This window comes from Oceanisphaera submarina, assembly GCF_046521305.1.
Lineage (GTDB): Bacteria > Pseudomonadota > Gammaproteobacteria > Enterobacterales > Aeromonadaceae > Oceanimonas > Oceanimonas submarina.
The window spans coordinates 61,542-87,988 of record NZ_JBKGFN010000011.1 but is presented as its reverse complement, the minus strand read 5'-3'; the positions used below and the strand labels follow the sequence as shown (position 1 = coordinate 87,988).

The 26,447-nt window shown below is 58.6% G+C and carries 26 protein-coding genes and 1 other RNA gene; 5 read left to right on the top strand and 22 right to left on the bottom strand.

Features of this window, described 5'->3' with window-relative positions; genetic code table 11:
- Position 1: 1 nt before the first annotated feature.
- The 14 genes from ACLEIV_RS11820 to rsmI all read right to left on the bottom strand — a co-directional run bounded on the left by ACLEIV_RS11820 (position 2) and on the right by rsmI (position 14,790).
- Positions 2–919, bottom strand: a complete 918-nt coding sequence (locus ACLEIV_RS11820) for a D-alanine--D-alanine ligase (protein WP_410456845.1) — start codon at positions 917–919, stop codon at positions 2–4.
- Complete coding sequence (gene murC / locus ACLEIV_RS11815) at positions 916–2,379, bottom strand: UDP-N-acetylmuramate--L-alanine ligase (RefSeq protein WP_410456844.1); 1,464 nt, start codon at positions 2,377–2,379, stop codon at positions 916–918. Before murC ends, ACLEIV_RS11820 begins: the two co-directional genes overlap by 4 nt.
- Before the next feature lie 13 nt (positions 2,380–2,392).
- Positions 2,393–3,466, bottom strand: coding sequence for an undecaprenyldiphospho-muramoylpentapeptide beta-N-acetylglucosaminyltransferase (murG, locus tag ACLEIV_RS11810; RefSeq protein WP_410456843.1), 1,074 nt, complete (start codon positions 3,464–3,466; stop codon positions 2,393–2,395).
- Positions 3,463–4,638 (bottom strand): cell division protein FtsW, encoded by a 1,176-nt coding sequence (gene ftsW, locus ACLEIV_RS11805; protein WP_410456842.1) that lies wholly within the window; start codon positions 4,636–4,638, stop codon positions 3,463–3,465. The genes murG and ftsW overlap by 4 nt, the downstream gene beginning before the upstream one ends.
- Positions 4,635–5,945, bottom strand: coding sequence for a UDP-N-acetylmuramoyl-L-alanine--D-glutamate ligase (murD, locus tag ACLEIV_RS11800; protein ID WP_410456841.1), 1,311 nt, complete (start codon positions 5,943–5,945; stop codon positions 4,635–4,637). Before murD ends, ftsW begins: the two co-directional genes overlap by 4 nt.
- A gap of 4 nt (positions 5,946–5,949) precedes the next feature.
- Positions 5,950–7,032, bottom strand: a complete 1,083-nt coding sequence (gene mraY / locus ACLEIV_RS11795) for a phospho-N-acetylmuramoyl-pentapeptide-transferase (RefSeq protein ID WP_410456840.1) — start codon at positions 7,030–7,032, stop codon at positions 5,950–5,952.
- The gene (locus ACLEIV_RS11790; protein WP_410456839.1) at positions 7,026–8,366 is read right to left on the bottom strand and encodes a UDP-N-acetylmuramoyl-tripeptide--D-alanyl-D-alanine ligase; all 1,341 of its coding nucleotides are present in this window, start codon (positions 8,364–8,366) and stop codon (positions 7,026–7,028) included. The genes mraY and ACLEIV_RS11790 overlap by 7 nt, the downstream gene beginning before the upstream one ends.
- Positions 8,363–9,835, bottom strand: coding sequence for a UDP-N-acetylmuramoyl-L-alanyl-D-glutamate--2,6-diaminopimelate ligase (gene murE / locus ACLEIV_RS11785; protein WP_410456838.1), 1,473 nt, complete (start codon positions 9,833–9,835; stop codon positions 8,363–8,365). Before murE ends, ACLEIV_RS11790 begins: the two co-directional genes overlap by 4 nt.
- The gene (locus ACLEIV_RS11780) at positions 9,819–11,564 is read right to left on the bottom strand and encodes a penicillin-binding transpeptidase domain-containing protein (protein WP_410456837.1); all 1,746 of its coding nucleotides are present in this window, start codon (positions 11,562–11,564) and stop codon (positions 9,819–9,821) included. Before ACLEIV_RS11780 ends, murE begins: the two co-directional genes overlap by 17 nt.
- Positions 11,561–11,872 (bottom strand): cell division protein FtsL, encoded by a 312-nt coding sequence (ftsL, locus tag ACLEIV_RS11775; protein ID WP_410456900.1) that lies wholly within the window; start codon positions 11,870–11,872, stop codon positions 11,561–11,563. Before ftsL ends, ACLEIV_RS11780 begins: the two co-directional genes overlap by 4 nt.
- A complete protein-coding gene (rsmH, locus tag ACLEIV_RS11770; RefSeq protein WP_410456836.1) occupies positions 11,872–12,816 on the bottom strand; it encodes a 16S rRNA (cytosine(1402)-N(4))-methyltransferase RsmH in 945 nt (314 codons plus the stop codon). The genes ftsL and rsmH overlap by 1 nt, the downstream gene beginning before the upstream one ends.
- 1 nt (position 12,817) lies before the next feature.
- Positions 12,818–13,276, bottom strand: coding sequence for a division/cell wall cluster transcriptional repressor MraZ (gene mraZ, locus ACLEIV_RS11765; protein ID WP_410456835.1), 459 nt, complete (start codon positions 13,274–13,276; stop codon positions 12,818–12,820).
- 257 nt (positions 13,277–13,533) lie between these two features.
- Positions 13,534–13,919, bottom strand: an RNA gene (gene rnpB / locus ACLEIV_RS11760) — RNase P RNA component class A.
- A 19-nt stretch (positions 13,920–13,938) separates the two neighbouring features.
- Positions 13,939–14,790: a 16S rRNA (cytidine(1402)-2'-O)-methyltransferase gene (gene rsmI / locus ACLEIV_RS11755; RefSeq protein WP_410456834.1), complete on the bottom strand. Its 852-nt coding sequence runs from the start codon at positions 14,788–14,790 to the stop codon at positions 13,939–13,941.
- An 83-nt stretch (positions 14,791–14,873) separates the two neighbouring features.
- On the opposite strand from rsmI, the gene ACLEIV_RS11750 reads away from it, so the two are divergent.
- The 5 genes from ACLEIV_RS11750 (at position 14,874) to ACLEIV_RS11730 (ending at position 20,090) form a co-directional block, all read left to right on the top strand.
- Positions 14,874–16,679 carry a penicillin-binding protein activator gene (locus tag ACLEIV_RS11750; protein WP_410456833.1) on the top strand — a complete coding sequence of 602 codons (1,806 nt, stop codon included), beginning with the start codon at positions 14,874–14,876 and terminating at the stop codon, positions 16,677–16,679.
- Positions 16,651–17,016, top strand: a complete 366-nt coding sequence (locus ACLEIV_RS11745; protein ID WP_410456832.1) for a YraN family protein — start codon at positions 16,651–16,653, stop codon at positions 17,014–17,016. Before ACLEIV_RS11750 ends, ACLEIV_RS11745 begins: the two co-directional genes overlap by 29 nt.
- Before the next feature lie 8 nt (positions 17,017–17,024).
- Positions 17,025–17,618 carry a D-sedoheptulose-7-phosphate isomerase gene (locus tag ACLEIV_RS11740; RefSeq protein WP_104485926.1) on the top strand — a complete coding sequence of 198 codons (594 nt, stop codon included), beginning with the start codon at positions 17,025–17,027 and terminating at the stop codon, positions 17,616–17,618.
- Entirely contained in the window at positions 17,615–18,196 is a 582-nt protein-coding gene (gene dolP, locus ACLEIV_RS11735; RefSeq protein ID WP_410456831.1) for a division/outer membrane stress-associated lipid-binding lipoprotein, read from the top strand. Before ACLEIV_RS11740 ends, dolP begins: the two co-directional genes overlap by 4 nt.
- Before the next feature lie 340 nt (positions 18,197–18,536).
- Positions 18,537–20,090, top strand: coding sequence for a methyl-accepting chemotaxis protein (locus ACLEIV_RS11730; protein WP_410456899.1), 1,554 nt, complete (start codon positions 18,537–18,539; stop codon positions 20,088–20,090).
- Positions 20,091–20,145: 55 nt separating this feature from the next.
- On the opposite strand, the gene ACLEIV_RS11725 is transcribed toward ACLEIV_RS11730, so the two are convergent.
- The 8 genes from ACLEIV_RS11725 to zapE all read right to left on the bottom strand — a co-directional run bounded on the left by ACLEIV_RS11725 (position 20,146) and on the right by zapE (position 26,323).
- Positions 20,146–20,580 carry a ClpXP protease specificity-enhancing factor gene (locus ACLEIV_RS11725; protein ID WP_410456898.1) on the bottom strand — a complete coding sequence of 145 codons (435 nt, stop codon included), beginning with the start codon at positions 20,578–20,580 and terminating at the stop codon, positions 20,146–20,148.
- An 11-nt stretch (positions 20,581–20,591) separates the two neighbouring features.
- Positions 20,592–21,221, bottom strand: coding sequence for a stringent starvation protein SspA (gene sspA, locus ACLEIV_RS11720; protein ID WP_410456830.1), 630 nt, complete (start codon positions 21,219–21,221; stop codon positions 20,592–20,594).
- A gap of 88 nt (positions 21,222–21,309) precedes the next feature.
- Complete coding sequence (locus ACLEIV_RS11715; RefSeq protein WP_410456829.1) at positions 21,310–22,044, bottom strand: cytochrome c1; 735 nt, start codon at positions 22,042–22,044, stop codon at positions 21,310–21,312.
- Complete coding sequence (locus ACLEIV_RS11710; protein WP_410456828.1) at positions 22,041–23,258, bottom strand: cytochrome b; 1,218 nt, start codon at positions 23,256–23,258, stop codon at positions 22,041–22,043. The genes ACLEIV_RS11715 and ACLEIV_RS11710 overlap by 4 nt, the downstream gene beginning before the upstream one ends.
- A 2-nt stretch (positions 23,259–23,260) precedes the next feature.
- Complete coding sequence (gene petA / locus ACLEIV_RS11705) at positions 23,261–23,851, bottom strand: ubiquinol-cytochrome c reductase iron-sulfur subunit (protein ID WP_410456827.1); 591 nt, start codon at positions 23,849–23,851, stop codon at positions 23,261–23,263.
- 283 nt (positions 23,852–24,134) lie between these two features.
- On the bottom strand, positions 24,135–24,527 hold the full coding sequence (gene rpsI / locus ACLEIV_RS11700; RefSeq protein WP_104485933.1) for a 30S ribosomal protein S9: 393 nt from the start codon (positions 24,525–24,527) through the stop codon (positions 24,135–24,137).
- 15 nt (positions 24,528–24,542) lie between these two features.
- Positions 24,543–24,971 carry a 50S ribosomal protein L13 gene (rplM, locus tag ACLEIV_RS11695; RefSeq protein WP_410456826.1) on the bottom strand — a complete coding sequence of 143 codons (429 nt, stop codon included), beginning with the start codon at positions 24,969–24,971 and terminating at the stop codon, positions 24,543–24,545.
- Between the two features lie 251 nt (positions 24,972–25,222).
- Positions 25,223–26,323, bottom strand: a complete 1,101-nt coding sequence (gene zapE / locus ACLEIV_RS11690) for a cell division protein ZapE (protein ID WP_410456825.1) — start codon at positions 26,321–26,323, stop codon at positions 25,223–25,225.
- Between the last annotated feature and the right edge of the window lie 124 nt (positions 26,324–26,447).

The following is a 26,447-nucleotide window of genomic DNA, read 5'->3' as shown; positions in this document are numbered from 1 at the left end:
ATCAGTACGCCATCGCCAGTACCGCCACCACCAGCTCATCGAACGACAGGCCGGCCACCCTGGCAGACTTGGGAACCAGGCTGGTTTCGGTCATGCCCGGCACCGTATTTACTTCCAGCAGCCACCATCGGCCCTGTTTATCCTGCATCAAATCGACCCGGCCCCAACCACTGGCGGCCACGGCCCTGAAGGCCGCCAGGCTCAATGCCCCCAACGCCTGTTCATCGGCATCGTTCAGGCCACAGGGGCACAGATATTCGGTGTCGCCGGACTGGTACTTGGCCGAGTAGTCATAAAAGTCGTGGCTAGTACGCAGCCGGATCGCCGGTAACGCCTGTTCACCCAGAATGCTGACCGTATACTCATCGCCTTCGATGAAGCGCTCGATCAATACTTCGTCGTCAAACTTGAAGGCCTCTTCGACGGCCCGGGCCAGGGTCTCGGCATCGGCCGCCTTGGTCATGCCGATGCTGGACCCTTCATGGGAGGGCTTGACGAACACGGGACCGTCAAACTGCGCCAGCAGCGCCGCCGCATCCTCGGCCTTGAAGGTGCTCTTGTGCACCACGCGAAAGTCGGCGGTAGGCAATCCCATCGCCTGCCACACCTGTTTGGTGCGGACCTTGTCCATCGCCAGCGCCGCCCCCAGCACCCGGGAGCCGGTATAGGGCAGCCCCAGGTGTTCCAGCGCGCCCTGCAGGGTACCGTCTTCGCCACCCCGGCCGTGGACCACGATGAAGGCCCGTTCGAAGTTTTCTGCTTTCAGCCGGGCCAGGGGGTAATCCCGGGTATCGATGCCATGGGCATCCACCCCGGCCCGCTGCAGACCGGCCAGTACCGCCGCACCGGAACGCAACGACACTTCCCGCTCGGCGGAATGGCCACCGAACAATACCGCGACTTTACCGAACTGTGTCATGCCTGCTCTCCCTGTTGCTTCATCGCTTCAATCGATAGCCGTAACCGGCCCAGCTTGCGGGCCAGTCCACCCACATTACCGGCCCCCTGGGTCAGTACCAGATCGCCGTCTTGCAGCAGTTCCGCCAACACTGCCGGCACCTCGTCGGGATTGGCCACATAGATAGGCTCCATATGACCACGACTGCGAATGGAACGGCACAAGGCACGGCTGTCGGCACCGGGGATGGGCGCTTCGCCGGCACTGTACACTTCCAGCAAGATCAGTACATCGCTTTTCGACAGCACTTCGACAAAATCTTCATACAGATCCCGGGTCCGGCTGTAACGGTGCGGCTGGTAGATGGTGACCAGGCGACGCTCGGGCCAGCCGGCGCGTACCGCATTCTGGGTGGCACGCACTTCGCTCGGGTGATGGCCATAGTCGTCCACCAGCTTGGCCAGACCGCGGCCGGTCTCGAATTCGCCGTATTGCTGAAAGCGGCGACCGACACCTTCAAATTTCATCAGTGCCGCCAGTATGGCGTCGTCGGCCACGCCGTCTTCACAGGCCACGGCAATGGCCGCGGCGGCGTTCTGGGCATTGTGACGGCCCGGCAGGTTGAGCTGCACCTCCAGACAAGCACCATCGGGACGGCACACCTTGAAACGGCTGTGATCCCGTTGCTGGCTGAATGCCTCGATCCGGTAGTCCGCATCTTCGGCAAAACCGTAGGTGACAAACTGACGGCCGATGCGCGGCATCAGCTCGCGCACCACTTCGTCGTCGACACAGAGCACCGCCAGACCGTAAAACGGCAGATTGTGCAGAAAATCGATGAAGGTGGCTTCCAGTTTGCTGAAGTCGCCACCATAGGTGTCCATGTGATCCGCTTCGATATTGGTGACGATGGACACCATCGGCTGCAGATGCAGGAAGGAGGCATCGCTCTCGTCGGCCTCGGCGATCAGGTAACGGCTGGAGCCAAGGCGGGCGTTGCAACCGGCACCGTTGAGCAGACCGCCGATAACAAAGGTCGGATCCATGCCCGCCTCGCCATAGATGCTGGCAATCAGGCTGGTGGTGGTGGTCTTGCCGTGGGTACCGGCAACGGCCACCCCGTGACGAAAACGCATCAGCTCGGCCAGCATTTCGGCCCGGCGCACCACAGGTATGCGCAGCTCGCGGGCGGCAACCAGCTCGGGGTTGTCGGCCTTGATGGCGGTGGAGACTACCACCACACTGACGTCGGCGACCTGCTCCGGAGCATGGCCCAGATAAATAGTGACCCCCATGGCCGCCAGCCGGTCGGTGACCGGGTTATGGGCAATATCGGAGCCGGAAATGGCATAGCCTTCGTTGGCCAGCACCTCGGCAATACCGCCCATACCGGCACCGCCGATGCCGATAAAGTGGATACGTCGTACCCGTCTCATCTCGGGGACTGTGCTTCTGAGTTTTGCCAGTTCAACCTTGGTCATGCCATTCTCTCGTTTATTTCGCCACGGCGCGCAGGCACTCGGCCACCCGCTCCGCGGCATCGGTAATCGCCAGCGCCCGGGCTCTGCTGGCCATGGCCAGCAGTTGCCCCCGGTTATCGCCAAGTTGTTGTAACTGTGCCGCCAATCCCTCTGCACTCAGCTCGGATTGAGGCAGCAGCAATGCCGCACCACTGTCGGACAGGGAGCGGGCGTTTTTGGTCTGGTGGTCGTCCACCGCATGAGGCAGCGGCACAAACAGCGCCCCCACCCCGGCCGCGGCCACTTCCGACACCGTCAGGGCTCCCGCCCGGCAGACCACCAGGTCCGCCGCGCCGTAGGCCGCCGCCATGTCGTCGATAAAATCACTCACCTCGGCTTCGATACCGAGCGCCTGATAGGCCAGGAGCACCGTTTCGGCATTACCCTTTCCGGTCTGATGTCTCACCCGGACATTCCCGGCTTTGGCCACCGCTACAGGTACAATTTCGTTCAATATTCTGGCGCCCAAACTGCCACCTACCACCAGCAGCCGCAGCGGCCGGGGCTCGATGGAGATGCGTTCGGACGGTGCCGGTAATGCCAGTACTTCCGGTCGTACCGGGTTGCCGACCACGGCGGTGTTCTTGCCCTCGGCAAAGGCACCGGGAAAAGCCATCAACACCCGCTGGGCGATGCGTGCCAACAATCGGTTGGTCATGCCTGCGGCGGCATTCTGCTCGTGCAGCACCAGCGGAATGCCTGTCAGACGTGCCGCTACGCCACCGGGACCGGCGGCAAAACCGCCCATGCCCAGCACCACCTGAGGTTTGACCTCTTGCAAAATCCGCCGAGCCTGACAGACCGCCTTCAGGATCTGAAAGGGCGCCATCAGCTTTCGCTTGAGACCGTTGCCGCGCACCCCGGCAATGGCAATGGTATGTAGCGGATAACCGTGTTTCGGCACCAGCTGTGCTTCCATCCGCTCGGCGGTGCCCAGCCAGTGAATATCCCAGCCTTCGGCCCGCAGCCGATCCGCCACCGCCAGTCCGGGGAAAACATGGCCACCGGTACCACCGGCCATCACCAGCAGGGTCCTGGACTCGCTCATATCGCCTCCCGCTGCCGGGCCTGCATATGGTCCCGTCGCCACTCGAAGTCGATGCGCACCAAGATGCACACGGCGGTCGTGATCACTAGCAGACTGGAACCGCCATAACTGACCAACGGCAGAGTCAGGCCCTTGGTGGGTAGCATGCCCGAGGCCGCCCCCACATTAACCACCGTCTGAAAGCTGAACCAGATGCCGATGCCCATGGCCAGGTAGCCTTCATACTGACGGCCGCCCAGCAATACTTTCTGGCCGATATGCAGCGCCTTGAACGCCAGCCAGGCCTGCAGCAACAACACCAGCAAGACACCGGTAAAACCCAGCTCTTCGCCGAGAATCGCGAACACGAAATCGGTATGGGCTTCGGGCAGATATTCCAGTTTCTGAATCGAATTGCCCAGCCCCTCGCCAAACCAGCCGCCCCGACCGAAGGCCATCAGCGACTGAGTCAGCTGATAGCCGCTGCCGAAGGGATCTTCCCAGGGGTTGAGAAAGGAGGTCACCCGCCGTATGCGGTAAGGCGCACTGAGGATCAGGAAAGTCAGCAGACCGGCCCCCAGCCCCACCAGGCTTAAAAACTGGCTGAGCCGGGCCCCGGCCAAAAACAGCATGCCGAGGGTGGTAACGAACAGCACCACCACAGAGCCCAGATCCGGCTGCTTGAGCAACAGTACCGACATCAGGCCCATTACCGCCAGCGGCTTGAGAAAGCCCTTCCACTGGCCCCGCACTTCATCCTGCCGGCGAACCAGATAACCGGCCAGAAAGGTAAACAGTGCCAGCTTGGCGATTTCCGCCGGCTGCACGTTGAGCGGCCCCAGTGGCAACCAGCGCTGACTGCCGTTGATTTCACGTCCCACCACCAACACCACCAGCAGCAGTACTATCGCCAGCACCAGAAAACCGGTGTTGAATTGCTGCCAGCGCGCCATGGGCACTTGCAGCATCAGGCTGGCCAGCATCAGGCAAATCAGCAGGAAAGCGCCGTGCCGCTTGACGAAATAGAAGGGATCATCGCCGAGATTGATACCTTCGGCGATGGATGCAGATGACACCATCACCAAGCCAATGGCCATCAGCGACAACGACAATATCACCAGTTGCCGGTCGTAGATCAGCCCCTGGGAGGGTCGCAGCAACCAGCCGCTGCCGAAGGAAGGCCACCACTTCATAGGGACTCCACCAGGGCGATGAAGTGCTCGCCCCGCTTTTGATAGCTGGGATACATGTCCAGGCTGGCACAGGCTGGCGCCAGCAGCACCCAGTCGCCGGGGCTAGCCTGTTCTGCACACCAGGCTACCGCCTCGTCCAGGGTCGCCACCTCATGGGTGTTGTCGGCAAGCGCCAGCAAACGGGCCCTGTCCTGCCCGAAGCAGGCCATGCCGGCAACGGCACCGTCCAGCAGCGGCACCAGGGGGCCGAAGTCCTGCCCCTTGCCCTGGCCACCGGCGATCAGCCACAGCCGGCCATCGACGGCCTCATTGATACCGGCGATGGCCGCCAGGGTGGCTCCCACATTGGTGGCCTTGGTGTCGTTGACCCAGCGCACGCCGTTTTTCTCGGCTACAAACTGGCAGCGATGCGCCAGACCACCGAAGCGACGCAACACCCTGAGCTGAGCATCAAGGGCGATACCGGCCTTGTCCGCCAGCGCCATCGCCGCCAGGACGTTGAGCTGGTTGTGAGCACCGATAATGTTCAGCGCCGACACCGGCAACACCGGTTCGCCGAAACGGCTGAGCCAGAGTTGGCCTTCATGCTCCATGCGACCATACTCGGACGAGTCGAGACCGAAGCTGACGGCTGCCTGCTCTTTCGGCGGACGAGTCTGGTCGTCTTCCCGGTTGTATACCGCAAGCCGGGCGCCGGCATAAATGCCCAGCTTGGTGTCTCTGTAATGAGCCAGAGAGTCGTAACGATCCAGATGGTCTTCGCTGATGTTGAGCACGGTGGCGGCACAGGCCCGCAGGCCGGGGGTGGTTTCCAGCTGAAAGCTGGACAATTCCAGTACCGCCAGCTCCAGCGGTTGCTCAGCCTGCTGCGGCAACAAGTCCAGCGCCGGTATGCCGATATTACCGCCCACTCCGACCCGGATCCCCTCCTCGGCCGCCATCTCACCCACCAGGGTAGTGACGGTGCTCTTGCCATTGGAGCCGGTAATGGCAACGATGGGAGCCGCACACTCGCGCACGAACAGCTCGATATCGCCGACCACCTCGATGCCGGCGGCCAGCGCCTGCTGCAGTTCCGGAGTGGTCAGCGGTACGCCGGGGCTGACGATAATCAGCTCGGCCGCCAGTATCGGCGCCAGGCTCAGGTCACCGAAATGATGCTCAATCTGCGCGGGTAACTGCTCGGCGCCCGGAGGCCGGACACGGGTATCCATCACCACGGGGCTGACGCCCCGCTGCAGGCAGTAACGCAGACAGGAAAGTCCGGTCTGCCCCAGGCCAATAATCAGGATACGCTCGGGTAGCATGCGCTTATCTCACCTTAAGGGTGGCCAGGCCAATCAACACCAGCATCAGGGTAATAATCCAGAAGCGTACTATCACCCGCGGCTCGGGCCAGCCCTTGAGTTCGTAGTGGTGATGAATGGGGGCCATGCGAAAAATCCGCTGGCCACGCAACTTGTAGGAGCCCACCTGCAGGATCACCGACAGGGTTTCGATCACGAAGATACCGCCCATGATCACCAGCAGAAACTCCTGCCGCACCAGCACGGCGATGGCGCCCAGCGCCGCCCCCAGAGCCAGCGAGCCCACATCGCCCATGAACACCTGGGCCGGAAAGGTATTGAACCAGAGAAACCCCAGCCCCGCGCCCACCATGGCGGTACAGACCACGGTCAGCTCGCCCGCATGGGCCACATAGGGAATATGCAGGTAGGCGGCAAAGTTGACGTTGCCGGTGGCCCAGGCCACCAGGGCAAAACCCGCCGCCACCATGACGGTAGGCATGATGGCCAGGCCGTCCAGGCCGTCGGTCAGGTTGACCGCATTGCTGGAGCCGACGATCACGAAGTAACTAAGTACGATGAAGAAGAGGCCGAGCTGGGGCATGACGTCCTTGAAGAAAGGCACCACCAGCTGTGTCTGGGCCGGATCCTTGGCTATCCAGTACACGAAGATGGCCGCCGCCAATGCCGCCGCCGATTGCCAGAAGTACTTCCAGCGTGCGACCAGGCCATCGGTGTTCTTGCGTACCACCTTGCGGTAGTCATCGACAAAGCCGATGGCACCGAAGGCGCCCAGCACGAACAGCACCACCCATACATAGGGGTTGTCCAGCCGCGCCCACAGCAATACCGAAACGAAGATGGAGACCAGTATCATGAGACCACCCATGGTGGGGGTTCCAGCCTTGCTGAAGTGGGACTCGGGCCCGTCGTTGCGCACCACCTGACCGATTTGCAGCGCCTGCAGCCGACGGATCAACCGCGGGCCTATCCAGAGACAGACCACCAGACCGGTGAGAATGGAAATCACCGCCCTGAAGGTGAGATAGGAAAAGACGTTCAGAAAGCTGAAATGAGGGGTCAGCCACTCCGCCAGCCAGACTAGCATGCTTCATCCTCCTGAATGGCCCTGACTATCTCTTCCATCCGTGCACTACGCGCGCCCTTGATCAAAACCACTACCTTATTATGTTGTGACAGCACCTCGAAAAGGACGGGCTGTAATTGCTGTTTCTGGTCGAAGTGCAGGCCCTGGGCCGCACTCGCCGTATGTTTGCTGTCTCGACCCACGGTCAATACCCGATCGATACCCAGCTTGCGGGCGTACTCGCCCACTTGAATATGCATTTCCTTGCTGTACTCACCCAGCTCCGCCATATCACCGAATACGAAGACACGGTAACCGGGCAGACTGGCCAGGGTATCCAGCCCCGCCAGTACAGAGGCGACGCTGGCATTATATGTATCATCCAGCACCGTCAGTCCGGGTCGCGTCCAGACCTGCAGCCGTCCTGCAGGCGACCCAAACTGACTCAGACCGACGGCAATGTCTTCCAGACTCGCGCCCAACGCCTCGGTACCGGCGGCGGCGGCCAGGGCATTGGACACGTTGTGTTTACCGGGGATTGGCAATTGCACCGTCACTTCGCCGCGCGGTGTCAGCAGACGAAAGTGAGCGCATCCCGACTTGTCGAGGCTGATTTGGCGTGCCTGATATTCCCGCTGTTCACCGAAATACACCAGATCATGTTGCTGACGCCACAGGGTGCAGAAGGGACTGTCGCCATTGGCGATGGCCACGCCGCCGTCTGCAAGGCCATCGTAGATCTCGCCCTTGGCCCGGGCCACGCCCTCCAGTGAGCCAAAGCCTTCGAGGTGAGAGGCTTCCACATTATTGATCAGGGCCGCATGGGGCCTGGTCAGAGAGCAGGTCCAGGCAATCTCGCCAATATGGTTGGCACCCAGCTCGACCACGGCGTACTCGGTATCCAACGTCAATTCACAGAGAGTAAGAGGCACACCGATTTCGTTGTTGAGGTTACCTCTGGTGGCCAGTACCTTGCCTTTCTGGCGCAGAATGGACGCCGCCATTTCCTTGACCGTGGTCTTGCCACAGCTGCCGGTGATGGCCAGCACCCGCGCCGGGCTCAGCTCCCGTACCAGGCCACCGAGTACCCCCAGTGCCAGACGGGAATCCGCCACCCTGATCTGGGGAAGATCAAGCTCCAGCCAGCGCTCTACCAGCAGTGCGGTCGCCCCCTGCTGCTGTGCCGCCGCGGCGAAGTCATGGCCGTCGAAGCGTTCGCCACTCAGGGCCACGAAGAGGCCCCCGTCGGGCAGCGCCTGACGGCTGTCGGTAGTTACCGCCACTATGGGACCATCGGCACCGCGCAGTTCACCGCCGGAAGCCTGAGCCAGCTGGTCGAGACTGAGCGGTATCATGTATTCAGCCCCAACAGGGCGGACACGGTTTCCCGGTCGCTGTAATGCATCTTGTCGGTACCCACTATCTGATAATCCTCATGGCCCTTGCCGGCCACCAAAATAATATCTTCCGCATCCGCCTGCCCGATGGCATGACCAATGGCCTCCGCTCGCCGGTGGATAACCAGGACGGAGTCGGGATCGTCCAGGCCCTGGCGCATGTCTTCGACAATGGCCTCGGCCGACTCGGTACGCGGGTTATCGTCGGTCAGTATCACCACATCTGCGCCGGCTTGTGCCGCCGCCGCCATCAGCGGTCGCTTGCCCTTGTCTCTGTCGCCGCCGCAACCGATCAGGCACCATAACCGGCCCTTACAGTGCTGACGCAGCGCCTGCAATGCCTGCTCGAGCGCATCGGGGGTATGGGCATAGTCCACCACCACCAACGGCCGGCCGGGGGCGGTAAAAGGCTCCATTCGTCCGGCCACCCCGGAGAGCTGTGGCGCCGTTTCCAGTAATCGCTCAAAGGATTCACCCAGCGCCAACAGGGCGGCCATGGCCGCCAACAGGTTGGACACGTTGAAGCGGCCCATCAGGGGGGCGGATAATACACCATTCCCCCAGTCGGAGTTAATGGTCACTTTCAACCCTTCGCTATAAAAGTGAACGGTTTCCGCCACCAGCTGACGGCCGCCGAAATCACTCAGTCGCCCATGGAGACCATAGGCGATGGCGTCCGTATACCGGCTCAGCCAGCGCCGTCCCAGCGGGTCATCCGCATTGATGACACGGGCCTGGCGACCCAACTCGAACAACTGCCGCTTGGCCTCACCGTAGGCGGCCATGGTGCCGTGATAGTCCAGATGATCCCGGCTGAGGTTGGTGAACACCGCCACGTCAAAATTCAGCGCAGCCACCCTGTGCTGATGCAATCCATGGGAAGACACTTCCATCGCCAACCGCCGGGCTCCCGCCCGCCGCTGCTCGGCCAGCTGATGCTGAACCTCCAGCGCCGATCCCGTGGTATTGACCGCTTCCTGCAGCTGGCCATACAGCCCGTTACCCAGGGTGCCCATGATCCCGGCCTGAGTACCCAGCAGGCAGCTCCAGTTGGCAATAAGCTGGGTAACGGTACTCTTGCCATTGGTGCCGGTCACGCCAATCAGCTGCAGCCCGGTCGACGGATCGCCATAAAACACACCGGCCAGCAGCGACAGGCTTTCGGACAGGCGGTACACCCCCAACAGGCGATGATCACGATGATCCAGGCCGGACTGCTCCGGACTGTCCACCTCGAACAGCACCGCCGCCGCGCCCTTGCTCAGGGCGGATTCAATAAAACGACGACCGTCGACGCTATGACCTTTAACGGCAACAAACAAGGCGCCGGGCGTAACGGCCCGGCTATCGAGGGTCATGGCATCGATGCCGATGGCCGGGGCCGACAGGCCCAGCGGTACCGCCAGATCTCTAAGTGTGAGGGACACGTTTTGCCTCCTGACCTGCCAGCTGGAACTGTTCCTGCGTCGCCGCATCCGGACGAATATTCAATAATTGCAGGGCACCACTCATGACCTCGGCAAATACCGGGGCCGCAGTCTGTCCGCCATAATACTTATCGCCCTGAGGTTCGTTTATCACCACCACCATGGCCAGGCGCGGATTGCTGATCGGCGCGACACCGGCAAACAAGCCCACATAATCGCTGCCGTAACCGCCGGCGATGGCCTTGCGCGAGGTACCGGTTTTGCCGCCTACCCGGTAACCGGGAATGGCCGCATTACCGGCGGTGCCCCCTGGCCCTACGACGGCTTCCAACATGTGCAACACCGCATCCGCATGCTGCTCGGGTACCACCTGCTCGCCCACCGGAGGCTGGCTGCGCTTGATGATGGTCAGCGGATAACGCACGCCTCCATTGGCTATTACCGCATAGGACTGGGCCAGTTGCAGCGGCGTGACCGTCAGGCCATAACCGAACGACAGCGTCGCCCTTTCTATGTCGGACCAACGCCGACGCTGAGGCACCAGGCCGGTGCTTTCTCCCACCAGCCCCATGCCCGAGTCGATGCCCAGCCCGAAGCGATACAAGGTGTCGAGCAGCTGTTCCGGGGTTTCCTGCAGCGCCATGCGCACCATCCCCATGTTGGACGAGCGTTGCAGCACGGTTTGCACGCTGATGGGGCCCAGGTTGCGGGTATCGGACACCCGCTTGCCCCCCAGACGCATCCAGCCGGGACTGGTATCGACGATGGAGTCGGCTTTAACCACGCCGTTCTCCAGGGCACTGACCACGATCAGCGGCTTGATGGTAGAGCCGGGTTCATAGGTATCGGTGACCGCCCGGTTGCGCGCCCGAAAGCTTTGATACTGACTGCGGTTATTGGGATTGAAGGAGGGGCTGTTGACGATGGCCAGCACTTCACCGGTTTTCACGTCCAGCATCACCAGAGAGGCAGAGGTGGCGCGGTAATATTCGGTGGCCCGCTTGAGCGAACGGTAGGCCAGCGCCTGGATACGCTGATCGATGGTCAACTGAATATTGTTCGCTTCCCGCGCCTCGGAGACCACGCCCAGATCCTCGATCACCCGACCGGTTCTGTCTTTGCGTACCCGGCGCTCGCCGGCCTGGGCGGTCAGCCACTCGTTGAAGCCCCGCTCTATGCCTTCGATACCGGCGCCGTCGATATTGGTCAACCCCACCAGATGCGCATTGATTTCACCGGTGGGGTAGAAGCGGCGCTCTTCCGGGCGCAGATGCACGCCGGGTAGCCGCAGCTTGCGGATATACTCCGCCACCGCCGGCGTCACCTGACGCTGCAAATAGACGAAGCGGCGCCTGGGATTCTCGACCCGTTTCATTAAGGTTTCATGCGGAACACCCAGCACGTCGGCGAGCGCCTGCCAGGCCTGCCCTTTTTCCAGGCTCAGCTCGGTATGCACCTGCTTGGGATCGGCCCATACCGCCTGTACCGGCACCGACACCGCCAGCTCTTCACCGTTGCGATCCATGATCATGCCGCGGGTGGTGCTGCTGACTGTGGTACGCAGCGATCGCATGTCGCCTTCCAGCCGTAACCGGTCCGGAGACACCACCTGAATCCAGGCTGCCCGGGCAAACAGAGCGACAAAGGCGAACAGGATCACCCCACAGACGGTCAAGAAACGCCAACCGGTCAGCATGGGTTCTTTTTTATTCTGCTTGCGCCGTCTCATCGTTGCGTCACCAGTTTTTCCTGGGCCGGAGCCGGCCGTTGCATGCCGAGCTTGTCTCGGGCCAGCGCCTCTATCCGGCTATGCTCCATCAGGGTGCTTTGCTCCAGCAGCAAATGCCGCCACTCGATATCCAGTCGGTCCTGTTCTGCCATCAGTTCGTTGTATTCACTGGTCATCTGCCGGGTTCCCTGGGTAATGACGATCACCAGCAAGGCCGAGCTCAGTGTCACCAGCGTCAGCAGCAGCTGCCACTTGTGCCGCAGCAAATCCTGGCCAATCTCCTTGGCCAGGTTGATGCGCCCGGCTATCACGCCGGTGTATCCAGCCGCTCGGCGACTCGCAGCACAGAGCTACGTGAGCGCGGATTGGCATCCACCTCGGCAGCCGACGGCTTTTGTGCCTTGCCGATACTCTTCAACAGGCGGCCGCCTGACAGCTGGGCCTCGGTCAGCGGCAGGCCGGGCGGAACCTCGGGGCCCTTTTCCTGCTTGCGGATGAAGTGTTTGACCAGTCGGTCTTCCAGCGAATGAAAGCTGATCACCGATAGCCGTCCGCCCGTCGCCAGTACCTGCATGGCACCATTCAACGCCTGCTCGATTTCTTCCAGCTCGCTGTTGATATAGATGCGAATCGCCTGAAAGCTGCGGGTCGCCGCATGCTTGTGTTTATCCCGGCTGGGGCTGACCCGGGCGATCATCTCTGCCAGGGCACGAGTGCGGGTATAAGGTTCAGTGACTCTGTCATGTACGATGGCGCGGGCTATTTTCTTGGCAAATTTCTCTTCACCGAAGGTTTTCAGCACCCAGGCAATATCATCCACATCGGCACGGGCCAGCCATTCGGCGGCACTCTGGCCACTGGTAGGATCCATACGCATATCCAGAGGGCCGTCTTTCTGAAAGCTGAAGCCGCGTTCGGCCTGATCCAGCTGGGGAGAAGACACGCCCAGATCGAGCAGGACGCCATCGATGCGCCCTGTCAGCCCCTGCTCTTCCACCATCTCCGCCAGACGGGAGAAGGGACCGTGCAGTATCTGGAAGCGCGGGTCAGCTATCTTGCCCGCTTCGGCGATGGCCTGAGGGTCACGATCGATCGCCAGCAGGCGCCCATCTGGTCCCAGCTGAGACAGGATATGACGAGAGTGTCCGCCACGGCCGAAGGTACCGTCGACATAAATGCCATTCGGCTTGATATTCAAGCCGTCCACGGCTTCGTGCAGCAGTACTGTGATATGTGTCTGTTGTTGACTCATGTTATAGCGCGAAGTCCCGCAGTCGTTCCGATGATTCCCAGCCTTCCTCGGGGAGCGCCAGTAAGTCATCGTTGATTTGTTGTTGCCAGCGGGTGTCACCCCATATTTCGAATTTGTTGAGTTGCCCCACCAGCATGATTTTTTTTTCGAGTCCCGCATGTTGCCTGAGAGGACCGGGTATTAAACATCGGCCCTGAGCATCCAGCTCACATTCCGCAGCATGTCCCAGTAATACTCGTTGCAGGCGCCGCTCCAGCGGATTGGTACTCGACAGGGCCCGCAGTTTTTTTTCTATCAATTCCCATTCGGCAAGGGGATAAAGCAGCAGACAGGGATTGCTGATGTCGATAGTACAGATCAGTAGACCGTCACATTCATCGCGCAAAGATTCCCGGAATCGTGTCGGTATTGCCAACCGGCCCTTGGTATCCAGGCTGATGGCGTGAGCACCACGCAGCATTCAGAATCCTCAAGATCTACTTTATTCCACAAAAAACCACTTTTTCCCACCCGGCTCAAGTGTAAGGAGCAGAGTCACGCTTTTCAAGCAAGCGAAGAAGAGAAAGTTGATGATCAGGTCCGTGATGGGTATTAACAGCGGTATAAATGACAGCCTGAACCGATATGGAGTTAAAAGAGAGGAAGAAATAAAAGGATGCAGCCAATTCGGCGAGCTCTGTACACAAAAAACGCAGCCGAAGCTGCGTTTTACAAGATAGTGGGAGTTGGCCTGTAAGCCGGGTTCTGTATCGAGCAAGCTCGATTAGTAATCATTCCTCTAGGCCAGCAATCGCTCACTGGCTCCAGCAACCTACCCGCCTCCAGCGCGGGCCGCGCCTGTAGGAGGCCTATTTGGTCTTGCTCCGGGTGGAGTTTACCGTGCCACGAACTGTTGCCAGTCGCGCGGTGCGCTCTTACCGCACCCTTTCACCCTTACCTGATCCCTTGCGGGCCATCGGCGGTTTACTCTCTGCTGCACTGGTCGTGGGTTCACACCCCCCAGGCGTTACCTGGCACCCTGCCCTGTGGAGCCCGGACTTTCCTCCCCTCCGCCCGTATGCCCGAAGACACAACGACGAAGCAGCGATTACCCGGCCAACTCCGCGGCGGAGTGTACACCAGTCATCGGCAGGACTCCAGGTATTCCAGCCCGTACTTGTAGAGAGCGTTTTTCTTCACCCCGTGGATCTCGGCTGTGAGCGCCGCTGCCTTCTTCAACGGCAGCTCGCCACGCAGCAGGGTCAGGGTGCGCAATACCTCGGCCGACAGTTCATCATCGCTGTCGGGCCGGTAGCCGGCAACCATGAGTACGATTTCACCCCGGCTGCGATTACTGTCTTGCTGCAGCCAGGCCAGCATCTCCCCGGCAGGCAGGCTATGAATGCTTTCGAAGGTCTTGGTCAGCTCCCGCGCCACCACCAGGCGACGTTCGTCGCCCAGCACCGCCATCAACGCCGCCACGCTGTCGAGCAGCCGACGGGGAGACTCATAGAACACCAGAGTGCGGGTTTCGTCCTTCAGGCTCTCGATCTTGTCTAACCGGGCTTTTTCTTTCGCCGGTAAAAAACCTTCGAACGCAAAGCGATCCGTGGGCAAACCGGCGGCCGACAATGCCGTCACCGCCGCACAGGGGCCGGGCAAGGCAATAACCTGAACACCCGCATCACGACAGCTGTTGACCAGGTGATAACCCGGGTCACTGATCAAGGGAGTACCGGCATCCGACACCAGGGCCACCGATTGACCGCTCAGCAAACGCGTTACCAGCTGCTCGGACTTATATTGCTCATTATGGTCATGTAGCGCCCAGGTCGAGGTAGTAATCTGGTAATGAGATAGCAGTTTCGCCGTATGACGGGTATCTTCACAGGCAATTAAATCAACCTGTTGTAATGTGTCCAGTGCACGCTGGCTGATATCATTCAGGTTGCCGATAGGGGTAGGCACAATATAAAGTGCAGCCGCTTGGCTCATAGGGACTCCTGTGCAAGCAATTGTTTCACCGTCATGGCCCTATTACACTTAGGACCAGAATGACACAGCTTGGGATAAAGGGATTGGCGACACAAATTCAACGTAACAGTGTAACACGACTGCTGTGCACCCTGGTGCTTTCATCGGTCCTGATGGCCTGTGGTATCGGCCCGCTGCAAAAGGTGCCGTTAGAGCCGGCACCAGACATGTTCGGCATAACAGACCGCAGTGCCGAGCTATATCTGGCCCAGGCCGAGCAAGCCCCCGAGCCGGACGCCTTTTCCTGGCGGGTACTGGCCATTCGGGCCTGGCTGCAACAGGGCAATGTCGGCGCCGCCGAGCCCCAACTGACACATCTGCGGCAGCAAGCCACGCTGGCACAACAGCCGGTGCTCACCTTGCTGGACGGTGCCGCCGCCCTAGCGAGCGGCAATACCGGGCTGGCCAGCCAGCGGCTGGCCGCGATTGACCCCAACGCCCTCTCTCCTGGCGCGGCCGGTTATTACTTCTTGCTGCAGGCCAATCGGTTTGAACAGCAACAACAGCCGATCGACGCCGCCAGGATGCTGATTAAACGCCATGAAACACTGGCCGTTCAGGAGCAAAGTGCCGCTCTGGAGCGCATTTATCAACTGCTGTCCCAATCATCACCACGGGACTTGCGCAAGGCGCAGAATACCGGCAACAGTGAGTCGGTCAACGGCTGGCTGCGGCTGATGGCGATTCTGAACAATACGGATGCCGACCCGGGTCAGCGTCGCTGGCAGCTACAATCCTGGCGCAAGGCCTATCCGGATCACCCCGGACACCGTTATCTGTCCGACAGCATCGAGCCCGGCATCACCCTGGACGACTTCCGGCCAGCTCATATCGCTGCCTTGTTACCGCTCAGCGGCCAGTTGGCTGAGCAGGCGGATGCCATTCGCAACGGTATGCTGAGCGCTCACCAGGGTCAGTCGTCACGCCTCAGCTTCTTCGACACCAACGGCCGGGACATGGCCACTCTCTATCAACAACTTCAGCAGGCCGGAGTCGATTTTATTCTGGGTCCTTTGCTGAAAGAAGACATCGACGCCCTGACCAGCCTGGATCCGGTCATTCCGGTGTTCGCCCTCAACAGGCCTGCCTATCAGCCGAACCTGCCGCACCGCTATTATTTCTCTCTGTCACCGGAAGCGGAAGCAGCCGAAGCGGCACTTCATATGTGGGAACAGGGCCACCGCCAGCCGCTGGTATTCGCTCCCGGCAACGAGTTGGGTCGGCGGGTCGCCGCCGAGTTCAGGACCCGGTGGCAACAACTGAGCGGGCAGCAGGCCCGGCTGGCCTATTTCAACAACCAGCAATCCGTCGAGTCCGACGTGCGGCGAGCCCTTAAAAATGGCAACGCCGCTGTGGCGGCGGGTATCGGCGTGATCAGAGGCAGCATCGAAACAGCACCACCGTCAGGCCCCATCGACTCGGTGTTTATGGTGAGCAATGCCACCGAAACCCGCTTTATTCTGCCTTATTTCGATTTCGTCCGAGACAGTCGAGCCGCCCGGCTGCCGACCTATGTCACTTCGCGCAGCTATGTGCCCGGCGGTGAAGCATCGATGAGCGAACTGAACGGCCTGCAACTGGCCGATATGCCCTGGCTGTTCGGCGGGGCACCGCAGTTGATGGAAGAAGTAGAGACCCTGTGGCCCACCGTCGGGGCGAGCTGGCTACGGTTGTTCGCCTTTGGCTACGATGCCCTGGCCCTGATCCCGCAACTGGCCCAGCTGCGAGATGGTGCGCCGGCCGTACCGGCACTGACCGGCGAGCTTTCCTTGAGCGAAGGCGGCGTGGTACAGCGCCGGCTGCAATGGATGGAGTATCGTGATGGCGAATGGCAAGCCGACAGCGACTAGCCGCGCCCGGGGCGATGAATTCGAACGCCGGGCCGAGCAGTTTTTACTCGAGCAGGGGCTCTGCCTGCTCGAGCGCAACTACCAGTGCAAGCTCGGTGAAATTGACTTGATCATGAACACAGGCAGCACCCTGATCTTCATCGAGGTCCGTTATCGCAAGAACAGCCACTTCGGCGGCGCCGCCGCCTCGGTGACCCCGGCCAAACAGCAGCGATTACGACGAACGGCCCACAGTTACATGCAATCAAAAGGACTGAATGAATCACGGCAGTCCTGTCGATTCGATTTGGTCGCCTGTGAAGGAAATAATGTTCACTGGATACCCAACGCATTTTAAGGAATCCCATGCAGGAAGAAATCAAAGCCAGTTTTACCGAAAGCATCCAGACCAAAATCGCCGCCGCCGAAGCGCTACCGGACGATATTCTCGCCGCCGCCCAGATGATGGTGATGTGTCTGCTCAACGGTAACAAGTTGCTGGTCTGCGGCAACGGCGGCTCCAATGCCCTGGCACAGCTGTTTGTCAGCGAGCTTATCAACCGCTACGAAACCGAACGCCCGGCCCTGCCCGCCCTCTGTCTGACCCTCGATACCAGCAGCATCAGCGCCATTGCGGTCGATCAGCACTTCGATGAAGCCTACGCCCGCCAGATCCGGGCCCTGGGGCAGACCGGCGATGTGCTGGTGGTGATCTCCACCAGCGGTAACAGCCGTAACCTGATAAAGGCGGCAGAAGCTGCGCTCAGCCGGGACATGACCATAGTGGCATTGAGCGGCGGTGACGGCGGCGAGCTCGCGGGCCTGCTCGGCCCCAACGATGTGGAAATCCGGGTCCCGGCGCTACGGGCACCGCGTATTCATGAGGTCAATTTGCTGACCCTGCATTGCCTGTGCGATCTGATCGACCGCACTCTGTTCCCCCAACAGGAAGATGAATGATGAAACAAGGATATATGCTGATACTGACTTCGGCGCTGCTGCTGCAGGGCTGCGCCGGCGCTATGCTGGTCGGCACCGGTACCGGCGTCGGTTCCGTCACCGACCGCAGAACCTTCGGCACCCAGATCAGCGATCAAACCATCGATATGCGCGCCCTGCATCGCCTCGGCGCCACCAAGCCGCTGTGGGATGACAGCCGGTTCGCGGTCATCACCACCAACGGCAAGAGCCTGCTGATCGGTCAGACTCCGACCGACGTTTATCGTCAGCAGGCAGAGGACATAGTCCGGGGCGTACCCGGGGTATCGGAGGTATTCAACGAGGTTCGTATCGGCCAACCGGTCGAGCTCGCGGGCCGCAGTCAGGACACCTGGCTGACATCCAAGGTCAAGAGCACCCTGCTGGCCGAAAAAAACCTCGATGGCACCAAAATCAAGGTGGTCACCGAGAACGGCGAAGTGTTTCTGATTGGTCTCGTCACCCGCAAGGAAGCCGATATTTCGGTACAACTGACTCGTAATATCAGCGGTGTGAAACGCGTGATCACCGTGTTCGAATTTGTGCAGGCAGCACCTTAATCGCATCTGATTAAGCATCAGTTCAGCTTTGTTGTCTCGAATATCCAGCGACAACAGGGCCCGTGTACAAATGGAAGTGTGCAGGCTGGAATAAACAAGAAGGCGGTTTTAGGTCTTTTATTTCCGTTGATTGCTGCCCATGTTAAGGCTTGATTTATACATTTCAGATATGTAACTGTAGCCTTGTATGGATACAAGCTTGGGGTGGACTGTATCCTGGTACGACAGCGGCCAGTTCTCCCACTCGATTTTGCTCACGGCACACGGCGCAGGCAAAAAATATTAAACGGAGTTTCCTTTATGACGTCTCAGGCAGCGCCTCACTGGTACGGAGCGCACCATTAGTCAAGCGGGCGTACTGATCTCCAGTAGTAATCTGGAAGGAAAGGTCACCTATTGTAATGAGCAACTCTATGACTTCACCGGTTATTCCGCAGCGGAAGTAATCGGTCAGCCGCAGATGCAACTGGGTGCAGGCGTCGTCCCCTCTTCTGTCTTTGCCGATTTATATGCTTCGCTGCAGGCAGGCCAGGCCTATATCGCGATTCTTAAAAACCGCTGCCGTAATGGCGAGCATTACTGGGCCGATGTTTACTTCACACCTAAATATGACGGGGGCAAGCTTGTCGGGATCGATTCGATCCGCACGGAGCCAAAGCCGGAATGTGTTGAACGCGCTAAAAAAATCTATCCGAAGCTGGCCGTAACCGGAGCGAATAAAACGAAGCCGAAACACCGCAACCCATGGCCGCGTCTCGGATTGCACGGCAAAATCGGCAGCATGATGACGGTGCTGTATGCCGCTGTTTTTGGTGGTCTAACTCTGGTCATGCCACAGAACCTTATTGCACTGGGTGTCGGATTCGCCATCACCCTGTCGGGCACCTGGTTCGGGATCTGCTATCTCACCGCCGGACTACGCAACCTGGTGCGCAGCTCTCGTACCGTGATCGATAATGAACTGGCAACGCTGATCTACACCGGTCGACAAGATGAGATCGGCCAACTGCAGCTGACCATTCAGGTGCTGCAGGCAAAACTGAAAACCGCTCTAGGGCGGGTGGGTGACGCCGCCGATGAGCTCGTCGGCCAGGCAAGCCGGTCGGAACAATCAATGACCGCTACGCAAGCCGAAATTAGCCGTCAGAAACAGGAGATTGATCAGATAGCGGTAGCGATGGAAGAAATGACATCAACCGTTTCTGAAGTTGCAACAAACACCACTGAGGCATCGACCAGTACGAATGAAGCTACCCAGATGACAACGGAGGGACTAGGTCATGTCCACCGTACCAGCGAACAGATTTCAGCCCTGGCCAGCAATATACTGAAAACCAAGAAAATTATTGAATCACTAGAGAAAGACAGCGACCAGATAGGTACTGTCTTGACGGTCATCCGTAATATTGCCGAACAGACCAACTTGCTGGCATTAAACGCCGCGATTGAAGCGGCTCGTGCCGGCGAACAGGGGCGTGGTTTTGCTGTGGTTGCCGATGAAGTCCGTAGCCTCGCCGGACGTACTCAAGGCTCTATTGCCGAGATTGAAAAGACTATAGAACGCTTGCAGCACACGACGCGTAAAGCCGTAGATGTGATGGCCGAAAGCGCCACGCTGGCAAATAATGCGGTTGAACAAACAAAAACCTCTGAAGTTTCTCTGGAACAAATCACACAGCATATCAGCATGATTAATGACTTGAACATAATGATTGCCAGTGCCGCGGAAGAGCAATCCATCGTGTCGGGTGACATTAGCGAGAAGGTTCATATGATCAGTCAGTCCGCTGAAAGTACGTCTGGTCACGCACAGGCGAACATGCGAACCAGCTACGAAGTAGCTGAACTGACGCAGCAACTTACAGGGATTATTAGCAGCTTTCGCACCCGTTAAGCAGCCGGTTGGAGATATCGGCACATAAAAAACGCAGCCAGCCGGCTGCGTTTTTTTATTTAATCACCCTCAGGGTGGGCTTGCCTTTCTTCGGCACAGAAGCAACGGGCTCCGGTGCTGGCGGCACGTCCGTTTCATCGGCCGCTGCCTCGTCAGCACCTGCCAACCAGGCCTCATAGGCCGGCTCCGGCGGAAAGAAGGTACCGGCGCCATTTTCCCGCGCCTGAATCGATACCACCGCCGCCATCGGAACGTACACCTGGAACGGTGAGCCGCCGAAGCGGGCGCTGAAGGTGACCGCTTCGTTATCCATATGCAAACCGACCACCGCCTGGGGAGCGATACTCAGCACTATTTGTCCGTCCTGCACATACTGGTGCGGCACCGTGGTATGCGCCACCTCGGCATTGACCAGCAGATGAGGCGTCAACTCGTTATCCAGCAGCCAGTCATAGAAAGCGCGCAGCAAATAGGGCCGGCTGGGCGTCATCTTGTCCATGCTCAGACCTTACCGCCGATATCACGTTCGTCTTCGGTCAGGGAAGCCTGGAAGGACTCTCGCTCGAACAGACGGATCATATAGGTCTTGAGCTCTTTGGCGCCACGACCGGACAACTCGATACCCAGTGACGGCAAACGCCACAGCAAGGGGGCCATGTAGCAATCGACCAGACTGAATTCCTCACTCATGAAGTAGGGATACTCGGCAAATACCGGCGCTATGGCCAGCAGGGCCTCACGCAGTTCCTTACGTGCATCGTCCGCTTTTTCATTACGCTGGATACGCTTGACCAGCGAGTACCAGTCTTGCTGTATACGATGCATCATCAACCGGCTGGTACCACGAGCAACCGGATATACCGGCATCAGCGGCGGATGAGGAAAGCGCTCATCCAGGTATTCCATGATGATATGAGATTCGTAAAGCACCAGCTCCCGGTCAACCAGGGTCGGAAGGGTACCGTAGGGGTTCAGCTCCAGCATGTCCTCGGGCAGGCTGTCAGGTTCAACATGGCTGATCTCGACACTCACCCCTTTTTCTGCCAGGACGATACGCACCTGGTGGCTGTAAATATCTTCAGCCCCTGAAAACAGCGTCATGATGGAACGCTTATTAGCTGCAACTGCCATTGAATCCTCCGCAAATCATAAATAGGAACGGCAATGGAAGCATATTCGCCCCATTGCCGCTCCCCTGCCTGGCTTAGACGATGTCTAATCAGTGTACGTCACGCCAGTATTCTTTCTTCAGCATGTAGGCAAAGATAAAGAAGATAACCAGGAAACCCAGAACCCAGTAGCCCATGCGCTGACGTTCCAGCTTGACCGGCTCGCCGGAGTAGACCAGGAAGTTGACAATATCCAGTACTGCATTGTCGTATTCTTCCGTGGTCAGCTCGCCGTTACCTTCGGTCTCGATACCCACAGGTGTTGCCACCTCATGGCCGTCCACGGTGTGCATCACGGTTTTCAGATTTGCACTACCCTGCAGCGGCTCCAGTACATGGGGCATACCCACGGACGGGAATACCAGATTGTTCACCCCGAACGGACGGCTGTCATCCTTGTAGAAGGAGCGCAGGTAGGTGTACAGCCAGTCGGCTCCACGTACCCGGGCCACCAGGGTCAGGTCGGGCGGCGGTGCGCCAAACCAGCTGGCAGCGTCTTTTTCGGGAATGGCATTTTCCATCAGCTCACCGATACCGACACCGGTGAAATTCAGGTTGGCCTGCATGATATCTTCCGGAATACCCAGATCTTCGGCCACGCGATTATAGCGCTGATACTGGGTGCTGTGGCAGCCGGAACAATAGTTCATGAACAGCTTGGCACCATTTTGCAGTGACGCCTTGTCGCTCAGATCATAATCGGCTTTATCCAGGTGTACACTGCCACCCGCGGCCATCGCCAGCGCCGGCAAAAAGGCAAATACAGCAATGATTAACTTCTTCATTTGAATGTGACCCTCTCTGGCAGCGGCTTGGTTTTCTCGTTTTTGCTGTAGAAGAACAGCAGTACGAAGAAGGCGAAGTAGCCGAACGAACAAATCTGGGCAAGCAGCGTCAGCAGCGAGGTGGACGGCAAGGCCCCCAGAACACCCAGAATGATGAAGCAGATCACGAACTGAATGATGTTCAGCAGGTGCAGCTTGCTGCGGTAGCGGAACGAACGCACCTTGCAACGATCCAGCCAGGGCAACACGAACAGCACGGCAATGGACAGACCCATCAGGATAACGCCGGTCAACTTGTCAGGCACCGCCCGCAAAATGGCGTAGAAGGGGGTGAAATACCACACGGGTGCTATGTGTTCCGGGGTTTTCAGACCGTTGGCCGCTTCGAAGTTGGGCCCTTCCAGGAAGTAACCACCACCTTCAGGCATGAAAAATATCACGAAGGCAAAGAAAAACAGGAAGCCGGCCACGCCCACCACGTCCTTGACGGTGTAGTAAGGGTGGAACGGAATAGCGTCTTTCGGCCAGCCGTTTTCGTCCTTGTGCTTCTTGATATCGATGCCATCTGGGTTGTTGGAGCCAACCTCGTGCAATGCAACGATATGCAGGAACACCAGAATCACCAGCACCAGCGGCAAGGCAATAACATGCAGTGCAAAGAAGCGGGTCAGGGTGGCACCGGAAATCACGTAGTCACCCCGGATCCACAGGGTCAGATCGTCTCCGATCACCGGAATGGCACCGAACAGCGAGATGATAACCTGAGCCCCCCAGTAAGACATCTGACCCCAGGGCAGCAAATACCCCATGAAGGCTTCGGCCATCAGCACCAGGAAAATCAGCATGCCGAACAGCCACAGCAATTCACGGGGCTTCTGATAAGAGCCGTAGATCAGGCCGCGGAACATGTGCAGATACACCACCACGAAGAAGGCGGATGCACCGGTGCTGTGCATATAACGCAACAGCCAGCCGTAATCCACATCACGCATGATGTATTCGACAGAGGCGAAGGCGCCTTCACCGGACGGATTGTAGTTCATGGTCAACCAGATACCGGTCAGTATCTGGTTGACCAGTACCAGCATGGCCAGAGAGCCAAAGAAGTACCAGAAATTGAAGTTTTTCGGTGCCGGATACTGACCTACGTGCTTGTTGTAGGTCGCCGTCATCGGAATCCGTTCGTCAATCCAGGCTACGAGTTTACCCAGCATGCTTAGGCTCCTTCCTTGTCGGCACCAACCAGAATGGTGGCATCATTGACATAGTAATAAGGGGGGATCACCAGGTTCAGCGGGGCCGGTACGCTCTGGAAGACGCGACCGGCCATATCGAACTTGGAGCCGTGACAGGGGCAGAAGAAACCGGAACTGACACCCTGAACCTGCTCGCCGAAAGTATCGGGCAAATAGGTCGGTGAGCAGCCCAGGTGAGTACAGAGCCCCACCGCGACAAACAGCTCGGGTTTGATAGAACGGTAACCGTTCTGGGCATAGCCGGGCTGTTGCGGCTGCTCTGAAGCAGGATCCCGCAGCTGGTCATCATGTTTGGGCAGGGCGTCCAGGACTTCCTGGGGACGACGGACTATCCAGACCGGCTTTCCACGCCATTCTACCCGGATCAACTGACCGGGCTCGACTTTACTGACATCTACTTCTACCGGGGCCCCTGCCGCTTTCGCTTTGGCGCTGGGGTTCCACGACGCGATAAAAGGCACAGCGGCAAAAGCAGCTCCGACCCCACCCACAGCTGTGGTTGACCAGGTCAGAAATCTGCGGCGACCGGTATCAACTGGCGCATTGCTCATCCAAAAACTCTCCCATTTGGTCTCCGCCTGTTTATTGTTCATTCCATGCTTCGAGACGGCTTGTGACAACTGCGGCGGATATTATGGTTTCAATTGCCACGAAAAAACCCCGAAATTCTAAAGAAAAGCACGGTCTTTTACAAGGACGGGTAAAGGGTCAACAACTCACTGTTTCACAACATAACTTGTTATCAAACAAGGAATTATTAATAAAAATGATCCATTTCTTTCAAATATAAAAAAGCCCGGGTAAACCCGGGCTTTGATATAAACGCAATCCCAATTAACGCTTGGAGAACTGAGGACGCTTACGTGCTTTATGCAGACCGACTTTCTTACGCTCAACGCGACGAGCGTCACGAGTCACGAAGCCAGCCTTGCGCAGCGAGCCGCGCAGGGTTTCGTCGTATTGCATCAGGGCACGAGTAATGCCGTGACGAATAGCGCCAGCCTGACCAGAAATGCCACCACCGGCAACGGTGATGAACAGATCGAATTTATCGGTCATCTCAACCAGTTCTAAAGGCTGACGAACCACCATGCGGGCGGTTTCGCGACCAAAGTACTGATCCAGTGAACGCTTATTGATAACGATGTTACCGCTGCCCTGCTTCACGAATACACGTGCAGTAGAGCTTTTGCGACGACCGGTACCGTAGTATTGAGTTTCTGCCATTTGCCTAATCCCGCCTTAGATGTCCAGTACTTGAGGTTGTTGCGCAGCGTGGTTGTGCTGGCCGCCGACAAAGACTTTCATCTTGCGGAACATAGCACGACCCAGCGGGCCACGGGGCAGCATGCCGCGAACGGCAGACTCAATTACCATCTCGGGCTTGCGTACAATCAGCTTCTCGAAGCTGATTGACTTCAGGCCACCCGGAAAACCGGAGTGAGAGTAGTAGATTTTGCCTTCGGCTTTATTACCGGTTACCTGAATTTTCTCGGCATTGATCACGACGATGTAATCGCCACAGTCAACGTGCGGAGTATATTCCGGCTTATGCTTACCACGCAGACGACTAGCAATCTCGGTGGCCAAACGACCCAGAGTTTTGCCCTCTGCATCAACAACATACCAGTCACGCTTTACGGTTTCTGGCTTAGCAACAAAAGTTTTCATGGATAAACCCAAATTACTTAAAATGAATCATACACTTGCGCACATGCGCAAAACACGACAAGACCTGTACCCCTTCGAGCACCAGTCTGCTTACAGTGATGCTGTCTCATCGACAGCTGTGTAACGTGGGCCGGGCGATTATAGGTAAAGTTGCCGTAAAAATCACCTACTAATTTTAATGCCCATTAAAATTAGTAGGCCCGCCCGCCCCTTCCCGGCATCATGCCCTGATACCGGGGCGGCTATTGTGACTAAGGAAGGTGCTCTCTGGCAAGATATTCGTGGGATTGCATTTCAGTCAGTCGCGACAGGCAACGTTTGAACTCGAAACCGAGCCGGCCCTGACCGTAGAGTTCCGTCATCGGCACCGCCGCCGAGATGATCAACTTGACATGCCGCTCATAGAATTCATCGACCATGGCGATAAAGCGCCGGGCTGCATCATCGCTGCCCTGACCCATGGGTACCACGTTGGCCAGCAGTACCGAATGATAGCAGCGAGCCAGCTCGATATAGTCCAGCTGGGAACGCGCCGTGCAACATAATTGCTGAAAATCGATATAGAGCACGCCATCGCCTTCGGCGAGGGTCTTGAGCCGGCGATGATTGACTTCAATCTCGGCTCCTCTGGTTCCGGGCTCGCTGGTAAGCCGATCGAAATACCGCTCCAGATTGGCCTGAGCCTGGGCATCGAGCGGTGAATGATAGATTTCGGCCTGCTCCAGGGTCCGCAGCCGGTAATCCACCCCCGAGTCGACGTTGACGACCTCGCAATGCTGTTTGATAAGCGCGATGGCTGGCAGAAAGCGGGCCCGCTGCAGGCCATTGCGGTACAGCTCGTCCGGCGGAATGTTGGAGGTCGCCACCAGGATAACCCCATGACCGAACAGATACTGGAACAGGGTGCCCAGTATCATGGCGTCGGTGATGTCGGACACGAAGAATTCGTCGAAGCAGATCACCCGGGCTTCCCGGGCCAGACGCTCGGCCACCAGCTCGAGCGGATCCTCCTGTCCCTTCAGACTCTGCAGCTCGTCATGCACCCGCACCATGAAGCGATGAAAATGCACCCTGAGCTTGTTATCGAAGGGCAGGCAATCATAGAAGGTGTCCACCAGATAGGTCTTGCCCCGGCCGACGCCCCCCCAGAAGTAAAGCCCCTGAACGGCACTCACCGGCGCAGCTTTGTTGCCGATCAGTTTCTGCCACAGGCTGAGCCTGGGCTGATCCGGCGGCGGAACCATCAGCTCATCAAACAGCCGCTGCAGATGCGACACCGCTAGGGCCTGGGCCGGATCGCGGACAAAATCGTGGCGACTGAGGTCGGACTGGTACTTTTTACTCGGGGTCATTAGGGTATATAGCAACTTGGCTAATAACGTGTGGTGACCGCCAGTGTAAAGGCGCCATCCCTGTCCGGGCAAGCGCTGCCAGAGACCGGGACTTGATCTCGCCAGCAAAAACCACAATAAATAA

What these genes read in the sequence shown, in the direction of transcription:
- ACLEIV_RS11820 (WP_410456845.1), bottom strand. Translation starts at nt 919, where the DNA reads ATGACACAGTTCGGTAAAGTCGCGGTATTGTTCGGTGGCCATTCCGCC.
- murC (WP_410456844.1), bottom strand. Translation starts at nt 2,379, where the DNA reads ATGACCAAGGTTGAACTGGCAAAACTCAGAAGCACAGTCCCCGAGATG.
- murG (WP_410456843.1), bottom strand. Translation starts at nt 3,466, where the DNA reads ATGAGCGAGTCCAGGACCCTGCTGGTGATGGCCGGTGGTACCGGTGGC.
- ftsW (WP_410456842.1), bottom strand. Translation starts at nt 4,638, where the DNA reads ATGAAGTGGTGGCCTTCCTTCGGCAGCGGCTGGTTGCTGCGACCCTCC.
- murD (WP_410456841.1), bottom strand. Translation starts at nt 5,945, where the DNA reads ATGCTACCCGAGCGTATCCTGATTATTGGCCTGGGGCAGACCGGACTT.
- mraY (WP_410456840.1), bottom strand. Translation starts at nt 7,032, where the DNA reads ATGCTAGTCTGGCTGGCGGAGTGGCTGACCCCTCATTTCAGCTTTCTG.
- ACLEIV_RS11790 (WP_410456839.1), bottom strand. Translation starts at nt 8,366, where the DNA reads ATGATACCGCTCAGTCTCGACCAGCTGGCTCAGGCTTCCGGCGGTGAA.
- ACLEIV_RS11780 (WP_410456837.1), bottom strand. Translation starts at nt 11,564, where the DNA reads ATGAGACGGCGCAAGCAGAATAAAAAAGAACCCATGCTGACCGGTTGG.
- rsmH (WP_410456836.1), bottom strand. Translation starts at nt 12,816, where the DNA reads ATGAGTCAACAACAGACACATATCACAGTACTGCTGCACGAAGCCGTG.
- mraZ (WP_410456835.1), bottom strand. Translation starts at nt 13,276, where the DNA reads ATGCTGCGTGGTGCTCACGCCATCAGCCTGGATACCAAGGGCCGGTTG.
- rsmI (WP_410456834.1), bottom strand. Translation starts at nt 14,790, where the DNA reads ATGAGCCAAGCGGCTGCACTTTATATTGTGCCTACCCCTATCGGCAAC.
- ACLEIV_RS11745 (WP_410456832.1), top strand. Translation starts at nt 16,651, where the DNA reads ATGGCGAATGGCAAGCCGACAGCGACTAGCCGCGCCCGGGGCGATGAA.
- ACLEIV_RS11740 (WP_104485926.1), top strand. Translation starts at nt 17,025, where the DNA reads ATGCAGGAAGAAATCAAAGCCAGTTTTACCGAAAGCATCCAGACCAAA.
- dolP (WP_410456831.1), top strand. Translation starts at nt 17,615, where the DNA reads ATGATGAAACAAGGATATATGCTGATACTGACTTCGGCGCTGCTGCTG.
- ACLEIV_RS11725 (WP_410456898.1), bottom strand. Translation starts at nt 20,580, where the DNA reads ATGACGCCCAGCCGGCCCTATTTGCTGCGCGCTTTCTATGACTGGCTG.
- sspA (WP_410456830.1), bottom strand. Translation starts at nt 21,221, where the DNA reads ATGGCAGTTGCAGCTAATAAGCGTTCCATCATGACGCTGTTTTCAGGG.
- ACLEIV_RS11715 (WP_410456829.1), bottom strand. Translation starts at nt 22,044, where the DNA reads ATGAAGAAGTTAATCATTGCTGTATTTGCCTTTTTGCCGGCGCTGGCG.
- ACLEIV_RS11710 (WP_410456828.1), bottom strand. Translation starts at nt 23,258, where the DNA reads ATGCTGGGTAAACTCGTAGCCTGGATTGACGAACGGATTCCGATGACG.
- petA (WP_410456827.1), bottom strand. Translation starts at nt 23,851, where the DNA reads ATGAGCAATGCGCCAGTTGATACCGGTCGCCGCAGATTTCTGACCTGG.
- rpsI (WP_104485933.1), bottom strand. Translation starts at nt 24,527, where the DNA reads ATGGCAGAAACTCAATACTACGGTACCGGTCGTCGCAAAAGCTCTACT.
- rplM (WP_410456826.1), bottom strand. Translation starts at nt 24,971, where the DNA reads ATGAAAACTTTTGTTGCTAAGCCAGAAACCGTAAAGCGTGACTGGTAT.
- zapE (WP_410456825.1), bottom strand. Translation starts at nt 26,323, where the DNA reads ATGACCCCGAGTAAAAAGTACCAGTCCGACCTCAGTCGCCACGATTTT.